At 62.6% G+C, this 14,238-nt stretch carries 7 protein-coding genes; all 7 read right to left on the reverse strand.

Annotated features, from left to right (window positions below):
* Nucleotide 1 precedes the first annotated feature (1 nt).
* On the reverse strand, nucleotides 2-1,264 hold the full coding sequence (gene glgC, locus EV286_RS21745; RefSeq protein WP_132959250.1) for a glucose-1-phosphate adenylyltransferase: 1,263 nt from the start codon (nucleotides 1,262-1,264) through the stop codon (nucleotides 2-4).
* 20 nt (nucleotides 1,265-1,284) lie between these two features.
* Nucleotides 1,285-3,492, reverse strand: coding sequence for a 1,4-alpha-glucan branching protein GlgB (glgB, locus tag EV286_RS21750; RefSeq protein WP_132959251.1), 2,208 nt, complete (start codon nucleotides 3,490-3,492; stop codon nucleotides 1,285-1,287).
* Nucleotides 3,489-5,951 (reverse strand): glycogen/starch/alpha-glucan phosphorylase, encoded by a 2,463-nt coding sequence (locus EV286_RS21755; protein WP_132959252.1) that lies wholly within the window; start codon nucleotides 5,949-5,951, stop codon nucleotides 3,489-3,491. The genes glgB and EV286_RS21755 overlap by 4 nt, the downstream gene beginning before the upstream one ends.
* Before the next feature lie 288 nt (nucleotides 5,952-6,239).
* A complete protein-coding gene (locus EV286_RS21760; RefSeq protein WP_132959253.1) occupies nucleotides 6,240-7,469 on the reverse strand; it encodes a pilus assembly protein in 1,230 nt (409 codons plus the stop codon).
* A gap of 124 nt (nucleotides 7,470-7,593) precedes the next feature.
* A complete protein-coding gene (locus EV286_RS21765) occupies nucleotides 7,594-8,475 on the reverse strand; it encodes a transglutaminase family protein (RefSeq protein WP_132959473.1) in 882 nt (293 codons plus the stop codon).
* 4 nt (nucleotides 8,476-8,479) lie between these two features.
* Nucleotides 8,480-10,897 (reverse strand): circularly permuted type 2 ATP-grasp protein, encoded by a 2,418-nt coding sequence (locus EV286_RS21770; protein ID WP_132959254.1) that lies wholly within the window; start codon nucleotides 10,895-10,897, stop codon nucleotides 8,480-8,482.
* Nucleotides 10,898-10,910: 13 nt separating this feature from the next.
* Nucleotides 10,911-14,231, reverse strand: a complete 3,321-nt coding sequence (locus tag EV286_RS21775) for a transglutaminase family protein (protein ID WP_132959255.1) — start codon at nucleotides 14,229-14,231, stop codon at nucleotides 10,911-10,913.
* Between the last annotated feature and the right edge of the window lie 7 nt (nucleotides 14,232-14,238).

The following is a 14,238-nucleotide window of genomic DNA, read 5'->3' on the forward strand; positions in this document are numbered from 1 at the left end:
TTCAAATATCCAGCTTGTCGATCATAGTTTGTGTTATCAGGCAAATACCATTCTCTGTACGACGGAAGCGCTTGGCGTCGAGTTCCGGGTCTTCGCCGACGACAAGGCCCTCGGGAATCGTGACGCCGTGGTCGATCACGACATTCTTCAACTGGGCGCGGCGGCCGATCTTCACGCTTGGCAGGACGACAGCGCCGTCGAGGCGTGAGTAGGAGTTGGCGCGCACGCCGGTAAACAGCAGGCTCTTGTTGAGGCTCGCACCCGAAATGATGCAGTCGCCGGAGACGACGGAGGAGGTTGCCGAACCGCGGCGATCCTCGTCGTCGTGGACGAATTTTGCGGGTGGAGAGAGCTCTGCATAGGTCCAGATGGGCCAGGACTTGTCGTAGATGTCGAGCTCCGGAACGATTGCCGTAAGGTCCACATTGGCCTGCCAATATGCGTCGATCGTTCCGACGTCGCGCCAATAGGGCTCATGCTCGAAATCCGAGCGCACGCAGGATTGCGCGAAGCGATGGGCGACAGCCTTACCGTTCTTGACGATGTAGGGGATGATGTCCTTTCCGAAGTCTCGGCTCGAGGAAGGGTCGGCGGCGTCGCGCCGCAGGCACTCGAGGAGGAATTTCGTATGGAAGACATAGATGCCCATCGAGGCGAGGGCGAAGGCTTCGTTGCCGGGGATGCCGGGCGGGTCGGCAGGCTTCTCGATGAAGGCGATTATCTCGTCCTTCTCGTTGACATGCATGACGCCGAAGCCGACCGCTTCCATGCGCGGCACTTCCAGGCAGCCGATGGTCACGTCGGCGCCGGAATCGACGTGCTGCTGCAGCATCCACTCGTAATCCATCTTGTAGACGTGGTCGCCGGCGAGGATGACCATGTATTCCGGACCATAGGGCTCGATGATGTCGATGTTCTGGTAGACGGCGTCCGCCGTGCCCTCGTACCATTGCGTCTCGGAAACGCGCTGGGAGGCCGGCAGGATGTCGAAGCTCTCGTTGCGCTCCGGCCGGAAGAAGTTCCAGCCGCGCTGCAGATGGCGGATCAGCGAGTGGGCCTTGTACTGGGTCGCCACGCCGATGCGACGAATGCCGGAGTTCAGCGCATTGGAAAGCGCGAAATCGATAATTCTCGCCTTGCCGCCGAAATAGACGGCGGGTTTGGCGCGCCGGTCCGTCAGTTCCTTCAGACGGCTTCCCCGGCCGCCGGCGAGAACATAAGCCATTGCGTCACGCGCTAACGGCTGAACACGCTTTTCTACCATTTTCTCCTCCCCACTAACTATCAGAACTCCGGTTCCAGCATGATGGTTGCCAAGGGCGGCAGCGTTATGGATGCTGCGATTTTTCCGCCCATGCTGACCGCCTGCACGCGGCCGCCATTTCCCTTGCCGCTGCCGCCATAGATGTCGGCGTCGGTGTTGAGTATCTCGCGCCAGCGACCCTCCGAAGGCAGGGGAACCAGATAGTTCTCCCGATAGACCGGCGTGAAGTTCGAGATCACCGCAACCGGCTTCTGGCCGGGCGCCTTGCGCAGCCAGGCGAAGACCGAATTCTCATGGTCGTCGACGATCAGCCATTCGAAACCGTCGCCCTCGCAATCGCGGGCGTGAAGCGCCGGCTTGCTGCGGTAGGTGAAGTTGAGATCGCGCACGAGGCGCTGCATGCCTTCGTGCATGCGGTATTGCAGCAGGTTCCAATCCAGCGAGCCGGCCTCGGTCCACTCGCTCCACTGGGCGAATTCCTGACCCATGAAGAGCAGTTTCTTGCCGGGATAACCCCACATGAAGGCATAATAGGCCCGCAGGTTGGCGAATTTCTGCCAGTCGTCGCCGGCCATCTTTGCGATCAGCGATCCCTTGCCGTGCACCACTTCGTCATGGGACAGCGGCAGGACGAAATTCTCCGAAAAGGCGTAGATGAGGCCGAAGGTGAGTTCGTTGTGGTGATGCGTGCGATGCACCGGGTCGCGCTTCAGATAGCTCAGCGTGTCATGCATGAAGCCCATGTTCCACTTGAACCCGAAGCCGAGGCCGCCTTCGTGCACCGGCTGGGAAACCTTGGGCCAGGATGTCGATTCCTCGGCGATCGTCATGACGCCGGGATGCGTGCCGTAGACCCGCATGTTCATGGTCTGGAGGAAACGGACCGCCTCCAGGTTTTCGTTGCCGCCATATTCGTTGGCGATCCACTCGCCGTGCTTGCGCGAGTAGTCGAGATAGAGCATCGACGCCACGGCATCGACGCGCAGCCCGTCGAGATGAAATTTTTCCGCCCAGTAGAGCGCGTTGTTGACCAGGTAGGATGCGACCTCTGTGCGGCCGAAATTGTAGATCGCCGTGCTCCAGTCCGGGTGGAAGCCCTTGCGGGGGTCGGCGTGCTCGTAAAGCGCCGTGCCGTCGAACCAGCCGAGCCCGTGTTCGTCCGTCGGGAAATGCGCCGGGACCCAGTCGAGGATAACGCCTATGCCGACCTTGTGGCAGCCGTTGACGAAGCGGGCGAAGCCCTCCGGCTCCCCGAAGCGCGCCGTCGGAGCGTAGAGCCCGGTCGTCTGGTATCCCCATGAGGGATCGTAGGGGTGCTCGGTGATCGGCAGGAATTCGATATGGGTGAAGCCCATGTCGACGCAGTAGGGGATGAGCCTTGAAGCAAGTTCGTCCCAGGACAGCATCGTGCCATCGTGGTGGCGCTGCCAGGAGGCTGCATGCACCTCATAGATCGAGATCGGCTGGCGGCGCTTGTCCGTCTCCGACCAGAACTGCCGGTGGGCCTCGTCATCCCACTTCTGCACGAGCTCGGGCGCCGTCATCGAGGCGGTCTTCGGGCGCAGCTCGCTCCGCCGCGCAAAGGGATCGGCCTTGAGCGGGAGCAGCACGCCGTCGTGGCCGCGGATCTCGAACTTGTAGGTAACGCCGGGCGGCACATCCGGGGCGAAGATTTCCCAGATACCCGAATCCGAACGGAAGCGCATGGCGTGGCGGCGTCCGTCCCAGTTGTTGAAGTCGCCGACGACCGACACGCGCTGTGCGTTGGGCGCCCAGACGGCGAAATGGAAGCCCTGTGCGCCCTCATGCTTGAGCGGGTGGGCGCCCAGCTTGTCGAACAGTCTCAGATGCGAGCCCTGGCGGGCATAGTAATCGTCCATCGGACCGAGCACCGGCCCGAAGCTGTAAGGATCGGTCACCGCCCATTCGACATCGCCGCGGCGCGCGCGATAGCGGACCGGCTGCAGCTTGGCGAGCGTGACGGGGCCGGCAAAGAAACCTTCGGAATCAAGGCACTCCAACTCACCGACGACGGTTCCGTCGAGTGTCGTGGCCGTCACCGCCTCGGCACCGGGAATGAAGCAGCGAGCGACAAAGCCGCCTCCCGCCTCTTGCACTCCTAGGACCGCAAAGGGATTCGCATGGGAGCCAGCCAGAATCGCTGCAATTTCGTCTGCCGAAATCTCCCCTGAATCGCTCCCGTCGACAGCCTGTTTCGGCTTCCTCATCCGGCTCTCCAGATTTCACTGGCATATTGCCGTATCGTCCTGTCCGAGGAGAACCAGCCCATCCTCGCAGTGTTGCAGATCGTCTTGGAATACCAGGCGGACGGCTTGGTCCACAGTGCATCCACGTCGCGCTGTGCCTGGGCGTAGGCATCGAAATCGGCCGCGACCATGAACCAGTCGTGCGAGTAGATGCCATCGATCAGGGCGGTATAGCGGTTTCGGTCATCAGGCGAGAACACGCCGGAGGAGATCGCGGCCAGAGCCTGCGCAAGCTCGCGGGATCCATCGATGATGTCGCGCGGGTTATGGCCGTCGCTGCGCGCCTTTGCGACTTCCTCGGCCGTCATCCCGAAGATGACGATGTTGTCCGGGCCAACGAAGTCGCGCATCTCCACATTCGCGCCGTCGAGCGTGCCGATGGTGAGCGCGCCGTTCAGCGCGAACTTCATGTTGCCCGTGCCGGAGGCCTCCATACCGGCAGTGGATATCTGCTCGGAAAGATCGGCCGCAGGTACCATCACCTCGGCAAGCGAGACATTGTAGTTGGGAACGAAGACGACCTTCAGCAGCCCGCGCACCGAGGGGTCGTTATTGATCACGCGCGAGACATCGTTGATGAGCTTGATGATCAGCTTGGCGTTGTGATAGCTCGGCGCCGCCTTGCCGGCGAAGAGCTTGACGCGCGGAACCCAGTCGAGTTCGGGATGCGAGCGGATCTGGTCGTAGAGCGCCACGGCCTCGATGATGTTCAACAGCTGGCGCTTGTATTCGTGGATGCGCTTGATCTGGATGTCGAACATGGCCGAGGGGTCGAGCTTCACACCCATGCGCTGTGCCACAAGGTTGGACAGCTGCACCTTGTTGGCCCGCTTCACCGCGGCGAATTTCTGCTGGAAGGCTGGATCCGTCGCGTATGCATCGAGCGGTTTCAGCGCCTCCGCGTCGTCCAGGAAAGCGTCGCCGATCGTCTCGCGTATCAGGCTGGTAAGACCCGGATTGCACTGCATCAGCCAGCGGCGGGGCGTGATGCCGTTCGTCTTGTTGTTGATCCGGTCCGGATAGAGCCTGTGAAGATCGGCAAAGACCGTCTCCTTCATCAGTTCCGTGTGCAGTGCCGAGACGCCGTTGATGCTGTGCGAGCCGACAAAGGCGAGATTGCCCATGCGAACCCGGCGGTCGCCCGCCTCGTCGATAAGCGAGATGCTGCGAACCTCCGCGTCGGAGAAATTCTTCTCCTTGCGGGCCTCCATCAGGATCTTCGTGTTGACCGCATAGACGATCTGCATGTGGCGCGGCAGCAGCCTCTCGAAGAGGGGAACCGGCCAGCTCTCCAGCGCCTCGGGCAGGAGCGTGTGGTTGGTATAGGAGAAGGTCTTGCGCGTGATCTCCCAGGCTTGGTCGAAATCCATGCCGTGCAGGTCGCAGAGGAGCCGCATCAGCTCGGCCACGGAAACGGCGGGATGGGTGTCGTTGAGCTGGATTGCGACCTTGTCGGGCAGCGACGTGAAGTCGTCATACTGCTGCAAATGGCGACGCAGAATGTCCTGCAGCGAGGCCGAGGAGAAGAAATATTCCTGGCGCAGGCGCAGTTCCTGGCCGGCCGGGGTGGCATCGGCCGGATAGAGAACGCGGGTCAGGCTTTCGGCCTTGTTGCTCTCGCGAAGAGCGCCGATATGGTCGCCGGCGTTGAAGGCATTGAGCAGGATGGGATCGATCGGCTGGGCCGACCAGAGCCGGAGCGTGTTGACGCGCTTGCCGCGCCAGCCGACGACGGGCGTGTCGAAGGCCGTCGCGATGACGCGCTCGGCAGGTTTCCAGACGGAACGGGGAGTATCGTCGTGCCCGCCCACGAATTCGACGCTGCCGCCGAATCCGATCTCGTACGAGCTTTCCTGCCGCTCGAACTCCCAGGGATTGCCGTGCGCGAGCCAGGTTTCCGGAAGCTCGACCTGCCAGCCATCGGCCATCTGCTGCCGGAAAAGGCCATGCACGTAGCGGATGCCGTAGCCATAGGCAGGGACGTCGACGGTTGCCATCGATTCCATGAAACAGGCAGCAAGGCGTCCGAGACCGCCGTTGCCGAGCGCGGCATCCGGCTCGAGGCCGGCGATGACATTGATATCGACGCCGAGCGAGGAGAGTGCATCACGCACCTCTTCCATCAGCCCGAGATTGGAGACAGCGTCACGCATGAGGCGCCCGATGAGGAACTCCAGGGAGAGGTAATAGACGCGTTTGGCGCCGGTCTCGTAGGCCTTGCGCGTCGAGACCATCCACTTGTCGATGATGCGGTCGCGAACGACGAGGATTGTTGCCGTCAGCCAGTCGTGAGGTTTGGCAACCTTGGCATCCTTGCCGATACGATAGGTCAGACGCTCAATGATCTCCTCTGCCAAAATTTCCGGCCGGGAACTGCGCGGAGCGGGAGCGGGGATACTGGGCTTCGACAGATTATTCATAACAAGATCTCGCCAATTTTGCTTTTGTGTCAGTATGTTGCGACTGATTCAATCGATTTGGCACATTCAGGTGCAGTCAGTTTATGCACCGTTACCGAGCACTTGCAACAAAGGATTTGGCGAAACAAAAAAATAGCCTCGGTCGGAACCGGCCGGCGGAAAAAGACTTGATTTCAATTGCTTTTCCGGCTCTGCTGGCCGGATCAGACACAAAACGAAAACCGCCCCGGAATGTTCCGGGGCGGTTTTCGTTTTAGGGGTGCTCTTGGGTACTGACGCCGGTGGGTGCTACTGCGTCAGGCGTGTAATAGACTTGTCCACCGTTTCCCCAATGTGCTTGAAGGCGTTGACGAGGTTGTCCATCGTGTTCGGCTCGTAGTAGTTATCCGGGCCGGAGGCGCAGTCCCTCAGCAACTGCTTGCCCTTGTCAGGGGCCATAAAGGCAACGGAGAATATCTTGATTCCGTCGCCTTTCGCGGTCTGGCAAAGGTTCTTGACCTTTGTGTCGATCGTCTGATTCCACTGATTGCTGTTTCCGGTCATCTGCCCATCCGTCATCAGCACGATGTACCGCTCAGCGCTCTTGTTACCCTTCTTGCCGTGCTCGACGGTTTCAGTATCCTTGCCGTCGGTGGCCTTTTTCACGGCAGCATCCGCGATGGTCATGGCACCCGATGCGTCGGTGCCGCCAGCCGGACTGGAGGGCATGCCCGTTACGTATTTGCGGGCAGTTGTCGTTCCCCAACTCATGGTTGGAGACGTCTGACCCTTGACCAGATGCGTGTAGGAAACTGCACCGGTGCGTACGAGGCCTGCCTCCGGGTCGGCCTTGTCGAGCATGTCAAACAGGGCGGCGGCGGCGGTCTTCAGTGCCGCGATCTTGGAGACGTAGGTGGTCTGCCACTGCTTGCAGTCGCCGTTCCGCTTCTTACTGATGCAGGTCTGCGACGCGACCGTCTCGGTGTCGTCCGCCATCGATCCCGACTCATCGAGCGCGAGCATCATCGACAGCGCGCTCCGCGTTTCCTCGCTGCCGGCGCCCTTGACGTTCTTCGTCGAACTCGAAGCGCCGATCGTCATCGAGTTATAGCCGAGAATCCGCATGAATGCGGTAAGCGGCATGTCGTAGGACGTGTTCACCTTCACATCGTAGGTCGTGCTGTTCGAACCGTTGGAGGTCGTGGTCACGACGACGCTGGTGGCATCCTTGATATGGCTTGCCGCCGTCGGGTTGCCGCTCAAATATTCCGCCATCTGCCCGGATACCAGATCCTTGGCCAGAGATTTCGCGCTATCGGTGGCGGTGCCGTTGCCGAGGGCCGTCGCAGCGGCGAGCGCGGCGGCGTCGGAGGATTCCTGGAGCTGGCGCTGCGACAGCGCGACGTTGGAGATGTCGATGGCAACGCCCGCACCTCCCAGCAGGACGGGAAGCAGGATCGCCGTCATGATGCCGAAGTTGCCGCCGCGATCATGCAGGAGGCGTCGAATGCTCGAAGATGTGGTCGACTGGGTGCTCATCATGTTCACCGAATAGAGACGATATGCGGTTGCAATGATGCGCAGATTGCATGAGGGCCGTTATCTTTGGCTTTAAGACATGCCTAAAATTCTATGCAACGGCCGGTTTTTTCCTGTTTTGAGATTATTTGATGGGAACGACATCGACCGCCTGAACCGTCTTGTGGCCGCCATAGCTCTTCAAAACGCCGATGACAGGGGCCACATCGGAATAGTCCCGGCCATACGCCACGACAATATGATCCATGCCCGCCGGAATGTTGTTGGTGGGGTCGAGCTCGACCCATCCGACCGTTTCGCCGCACCAAGCGCGTACCCAGGCGTGCATGGCGTCCGCCCCTTCGAGCCGCTCCTTGCCGGGCGGCGGGATCGTCCTCAGGAAGCCGCTGACATAGCCGGCCGGGATGCCGAGGCTGCGAAGAGCTAGGATCATCACATGCACGAAGTCCTGGCAGACACCGCGCTTCAGCTGGAAGGCTTCCAGCGGCGTGGTGTCGACCGTCGTCGCCTCCGTGTCATAGGCGAAGTCCTTGTGGATGCGCGCGCAGACCGCCTGCGCGATCTGCATCACTGTCAGGGAGCGTGATGACACGACGCGGCGGGCGTAGTCGGCGATCTCGCGCGTCTCCGTCAGCCGCGGACTGGGCCCGAGAAAGTGGTGCGGCGAATCCGGAGCGATCGACCAGACGTTCGCTACATCGTCCGGCAGCTTTGCAAGGACCGGCGAGAAATCCGCCGAGATCGACTGACTTTCGACCTGCACGCGCGCATGCATGCGGATATCCAGCTTGTCGTGGCTTGAGCGTACGAGCACGGAGGTTGCCGGATGGCGGAAGAAATCCGTGAAGTGCGACTGCTCGTTCGGGGCGGGCGAGACCGTAAGCGAGCCGGCGATCAGCCGCTGGCGGTCGGGCAGGGAGAGCGGCAGCACGCGCATGACGTGGCGGGCATTGGATGCCGGTGTGTCGTAGATGTAACCCATGTGCAGGGAAAGATCGTAGAGCATCATCCTACCCGAGATAGGTCTGCGCGAGGAGGTCGGACAGTCGCTCGAGTTCCCGCTCCAGCCGCTGATAGACTTCGCCCGTCATGGTCTCCGGCGTCATGACGGCAAGACCGGAGTGCAGCCGCATGGCTTCGCGGTAGAAGGGCGACATCTGGCCGTTGACGAAGGCATTGGGCAGTTGCTCCACCTCCCGATGGATCTCGTTCATCTGGAACAGGATCGAGCGCGGATTGAGCGGATCGAGCGCCAGGAGGTCGGTGACGGTGAGACGCGCCGTATTCACGTTGTAGCGCCGGCGATGGGTCATGACGCTGTCGCCGATCTCGAGCAGCATGTCGAGCGCACCATCGGGCGCTTCAGGCCCCGACATGTGGCCAAGCAGGCGCGTCATGTGCAGACCACGCTCGATGTAACGGCCGAGCGACAGGAAACGCCAGCCGGTGAAACGGTACATGTTTTCATGGACGAGACCGGCGAAGCCCGCAAGCTTGCGCAGAAGGATCGTCATCGCGTGGCTCGCGTCGTCGCCCGGTCCTACTCCGTCGTGGAAGCGCCGGGCGGTCTTGGCGAGATCGGTCAGTGCCAGCCAACCGTCCGGAGAGAACCTGTCGCGGATGTTGCTGGCGGAAAAGACCGCGCTGTCGATGTTGCGCAGCAGGCTATCAGGGACGGCTTCGGCGGTATCGATGTCCACAGCCGCGAGATAGCGGCTGACGTCCGCCAGCAACGGCTGGCTCGGATCGGCGGCCTCGGCAAAGCGGGCATGCCAGGCGCGCAGGATGCGTAGCGCGCCTTCGGCCCGCTCGATATAGCGGCCGAGCCAGAAGAGGTTGTCTGCAGCCCGGCTCGGGAGACTGCCAGGCATGTTGCGCGTGAAGGTGCCTTCGGCCGGCAGGAGAGTGTGGATCTCGACGGGCTTGTCGCTGACGACCCAGACGTCGGCGGCCGCGCCGCCCGACTGCATGGCGATAGCCGAGACGTCGTCGCCGCTGCCGATGCGGGCAAAGCCGCCCGGCATGATCTGCCAGCCGCTGTCCGTTCGTGCCGCAAAGACGCGCAGGCTCATCGGGCGAGGCATGAGCTGCCCGTTGACCCAGGCCGGTGTCGTCGAAAGGGTGACGACCTCCTGACCGACGAGCTTTTGGCCATCGGTGTTGAGCCAGTCGGCGACCGATTCCGGCGTGATCGAATGCAGCGTCGAGCCGAGTACCGACTGGCCATCGTCGTCGAAGAAGGGTAGCCGGGAATAGGCTGGGCCGATCACCATCTTCTCAAGATTACTGGCGACGTGTTCGCGTTCGGCCTTCTGGCCACACCACCAGGTGGCGATCGAGGGAAGCTTCAGTTCTTCGCCGCGCAGCCGGTGGCAGATGGTCGGCATGAAGGCAAGAAGCGCCCGCGTCTCCAGGATGCCCGAACCGAGTGCGTTGACGATAGTGACTGCTTCGGCCCGCAGTGCCTCGACGAGGCCCGGCGTGCCGATGTGTGAATTCTGGTTCAGTTCGACCGGGTCAGCATAGGCCGAATCGAGGCGACGCCACAGCACGCTGATCGGCTTCAGCCCCGCGACGGTACGCACCATGACGCGGTCGTTGACGACCGCGAGATCCTCGCCCTCCAGCAACATGACGCCGAGATAGCGGGCGATGTAGGCGTGCTCGTAATAGGTTTCGTTGGCGGGCCCCGGTGTCAGCACCGCGATGCGGTCTTCCGAGCCGCCCTTCATCCCTTGCAGCGTGTCGCGGAAGGCGCCGAAGAAGGAAGCCAGCCGCTGGACGGGGGTCTCGGCGTAGATATCCGAAAAGGCGCGTGTCGTCGCGACGCGGTTTTCGAGCGCGAATCCGGCGCCTGACGGTGCCTGGGTGCGATCTGCAAGCACCCACCAGTTCCCGTCCGGCCCGCGGCCGACCTCGAAGGCGCAGAAGTGCAGATAATGGCCGCTAGCGGGCTTGACCCCGACGAGAGGACGCAGGAATTCGGGGTTGGCGGCGATCAGCGCGGGGGGAAGGAACCCTTCCTGAACGAGGCGGCCTTCGCCATAGATGTCTGCGACGACCTCTTCAAGCAGATCGGCGCGCTGCACCAGTCCCGCCGAAAGCGTCTGCCATTCGCGCTCGTCGATCAATACCGGTATATGGGAGAGCGGCCACGCGCGCTCGCCCGTGCCCCTGGGCCCATAGGCCCTGTAGAAGACGCCGGCGTCGCGGAGGTAGCGGTCGGCGCGGGCAAAGCGCTCCGTCAGTTCCTTCTCCGGCAGGGCGTTCAGCGCTGAGAAGAAATTCTGCCAGACCGGGCGAACGGCGCCCGTGTTGTCGACCATCTCATCGGCAACGCCCGGCAGGGCGGAATAACGAAAGGTCGGTTCCCTTCCCGGACCAACCTGCGCTTCCTCCCTCCTCCCCGTTGCCGGTCTCTTCGCCATTCAGATAAGAACCTCAAACTCCCGGCGGACGCCGCAAATCCAATGTCAGCGGAAATTCCGGCGAAATCACTTCCGGCTGCGGAATGTAGCCGCCGGCCATATGGCCCCATGGCTCGAAACGGGCGAGTCGCCGCGCCTCCGCCTCGTTGCCGTTGACGGGGAAAGTCTCATAGTTCCGGCCGCCGGGATGAGCAACATGATAGATGCAGCCGCCGATGGAACGCTGCGACCATGTATCATAAATATCAAATGTCAAAGGGGTATTCACCGGGAGAACCGGATGAAGGCCGGAGGCCGGCTGCCACGCCTTGAAGCGGACGCCGGCAACGGCCACTCCGCTGGTGCCTGTCGCAGTCATCGGCGCGAGGCGACCATTGCACGCGACGGCGTATCGGGCTGCATTGTTGGTCTCGAGCCGCACCTGGAGCCGCTCGACGGAGGAATCGACGTAGCGCACCGTGCCGCCGACCGCGCCTTCCTCGCCCATGACATGCCACGGCTCGAGCGCCTGCCTGACTTCGAGCTTGTTCGCCTCGTACTCGACCTCGCCGCAGAAGGGGAAGCGGAATTCGAGCTGCGCCTGGAACCACTCCGGCCGGAGGTCGAAGCCGTTGTCCCGGAGGTCGGCAAGGACATCGAGGAAATCCTGCCAGACGAAGTGCGGCAGCATGAAGCGGTCGTGCAGCGCTGTTCCCCAGCGGACGAACCTGCCCTGAGCGGGGTTCTTCCAGAACCGGGCAATGAGTGCCCGCACCAGCAGCTGCTGGGCAAGGCTCATGCGCGCATTGGGCGGCATCTCGAAGGCGCGGAATTCGACGAGGCCGAGGCGTCCCGTCGGGCCATCAGGGGAAAACAGCTTGTCGATGCAGATCTCCGCCCGATGGGTGTTGCCGGTGACGTCTGTCAGGAGATTGCGAAAGAGGCGGTCGACCAGCCAGGGCAGGGGCGGCGTGCCGTAGCCGGGGACGGGGACCTGCGCGAGCGCGACCTCGAGTTCGTAGAGGCTGTCGTGGCGGGCCTCGTCGATGCGCGGCGCCTGGCTTGTCGGTCCGATGAACAGCCCGGAGAAGAGGTAGGAGAGGGACGGGTGGCGCTGCCAGTGCAGCACCAGGCTTTTCAGGAGATCGGGACGGCGCAGGAAGGGGCTGTTGTTCGGGTTGCTGCCGCCGACGACGACATGATTGCCGCCGCCCGTTCCGGTGTGGCGGCCGTCGATCATGAACTTGTCGGCGCCGAGCCGCGTTTCCCGCGCTTCCTCGTAGAGAACGGTGGTGATGCCAACGGCCTCGCGCCAGCTCGCTGCGGGATGGACATTGACCTCGATCACGCCGGGGTCGGGCGCGACGCGAATGACGTTGATGCGCTCGTCCTGCGGCGGAGGGTATCCTTCGATGTGAATGGGAAGGCCGAGAGCGGCGGCTGCGTTTTCGGCCGCGGCGATCAGCTCCAGATAGTCCTCGATGCGCTCGACGGGCGGCATGAAGACGCAAAGCCTGCCGTCGCGCGGTTCGACGGACATTGCGGTGCGCACCGCCCCGCCTATCGCGCCAAGCGTCTGTTCGATGCGATCCTGGGCACTATCGTCGGTCTGGAAGGACGCCTCGGGCATCGCCCGGCCGGCAGGGACGAAGACTTCCGGCAGCGGCGCCCGCGGGATTGAGGGGTCCGCGGTGTGGATATAGGGGTATTGCGAAGGAGGCACGTAAGGCAGCGTTCCGAGCGGCAGGCGGTATCCGATCGGTGAATCGCCCGGCACGAGGAAAATCTTGCCGCGGCGCGTCTTCCATTTTTCGCTCACCCAGCGGGCATCCGAGGCTTTTGCGTTCCACGCCTGCACGGGCAGGATATAACCGGTCGGCACTGTCAGGCCGCGCTCGAAGACGCGGGCGATGCGACTGCGTTCCTCAGGGTCCTTCAGTTTCGAATTCGACGGGTCGACGTTTTCCGGCAGGCTGCCTTCCTTGATGATCCATTCCGCAGGGTCTTCATAGGCGGGCACCACCATGTCCGGTGCTATTGCCAGCTCCTTCGCGATCGCGGTCAGCAGGTCCTGGGCATTGTTGGCCCCGGCTCCCGTATCGGCGCCTTCCTGCGCGATGAGTGCGGGGTTCTGCCAGATCGGGCGCCCGTCCTTGCGCCAGTAGAGAGAGAAGGTCCAGCGCGGCAGGCTTTCGCCCGGATACCACTTGCCCTGGCCGTAGTGCAGGAACCCGCCCGGAGCGAAACGTTCCCGCAGGCGGCGGATGAGCCTGTCGGCCTTGTCGCGCTTGGTGGGGCCGACGGCCGCCGTGTTCCACTCCGCCGATTCGAAGTCGTCGATGGAGACGAAGGTCGGCTCGCCGCCCATCGTCAAGCGGACGTCCTCCTCGGCAAGGACGCGGTCGACGTCCTCGCCCAAGGCGTTCAGCGCCTCCCAGGACTCGTCGGAGAAAGGCCTGGTGATGCGCGGATGCTCGGCGACGCGCGCAACCCTCATGTCGAAGCCGAATTCTGTATTGGCCTCCCCGAAATACCCTCCGGAAATGGGAGCAGCGTTGCGATAGTGAGGCGTCGCGGCAAGCGGGATGTGGCTCTCGCCGGTCAAGAGGCCGGAGGTCGGATCGAGACCGACCCAACCGGCGCCCGGCAGATAGACTTCCGCCCAGGCATGCAGGTCGGTGAAGTCGTATTCGGTGCCTGAAGGACCGTCGAGCGCCTTCAGGTCGGGCGTGAGCTGGATGAGATAGCCGGAGACGAAGCGCGCGGCGAGGCCGAGATGGCGCAGGATCTGGACGAGCAGCCAGCTGGTATCACGGCAGGAGCCCTTCGCAGCCTCAAGCGTTTCTTCCGGCGTCTGCACGCCGGTCTCCATGCGGATCACATAACCGATCTCCCGCTGGAGCCGGGCGTTGATGCCGACGATCATATCCACGGTCGGCTGCCGCGAGCGGTCGAGCGTTGCGAGAAATGCGGAAAGCAATGGGCCCGGCACTTCCGGCGCCAGGTAGATCGACAGGTCCTCGCGGATGGTTTCGGGATAGTCGAACGGCCATTTGGTGGCCTCCTCTTCGACGAAGAAGTCGAACGGATTGTAGACCGTCATGTCGGCGACGAGGTCGACCTCGATCTTCAGTTCGGTCACCGGATCCGGAAAGACGAAGCGCGCAAGATAGTTGCCGTAGGGGTCCTGCTGCAGATTGACGAAGTGATTGGAGGGCGTGACCTTCAGGGAATGGCTGAGCACGCGCGTCTTGGAATGGGACGCGGGCTTCAGTCTGATGATCTGTGGGCCGAGGCGGATCGGATTGTCGTATTTGTAGTGAGTCAGATGATAGATACTGGCTTTGATCGACATATCTTGC

The organism is Rhizobium sp. BK251, assembly GCF_004345245.1.
Lineage (GTDB): Bacteria > Pseudomonadota > Alphaproteobacteria > Rhizobiales > Rhizobiaceae > Rhizobium.

Excerpts from the sequence above, each read along its gene's own strand:
- glgC (WP_132959250.1), bottom strand. The coding sequence starts at position 1,264 with ATGGTAGAAAAGCGTGTTCAGCCGTTAGCGCGTGACGCAATGGCTTAT.
- glgB (WP_132959251.1), bottom strand. The coding sequence starts at position 3,492 with ATGAGGAAGCCGAAACAGGCTGTCGACGGGAGCGATTCAGGGGAGATT.
- EV286_RS21755 (WP_132959252.1), bottom strand. The coding sequence starts at position 5,951 with ATGAATAATCTGTCGAAGCCCAGTATCCCCGCTCCCGCTCCGCGCAGT.
- EV286_RS21760 (WP_132959253.1), bottom strand. The coding sequence starts at position 7,469 with ATGAGCACCCAGTCGACCACATCTTCGAGCATTCGACGCCTCCTGCAT.
- EV286_RS21765 (WP_132959473.1), bottom strand. The coding sequence starts at position 8,475 with ATGCTCTACGATCTTTCCCTGCACATGGGTTACATCTACGACACACCG.
- EV286_RS21770 (WP_132959254.1), bottom strand. The coding sequence starts at position 10,897 with ATGGCGAAGAGACCGGCAACGGGGAGGAGGGAGGAAGCGCAGGTTGGT.
- EV286_RS21775 (WP_132959255.1), bottom strand. The coding sequence starts at position 14,231 with ATGTCGATCAAAGCCAGTATCTATCATCTGACTCACTACAAATACGAC.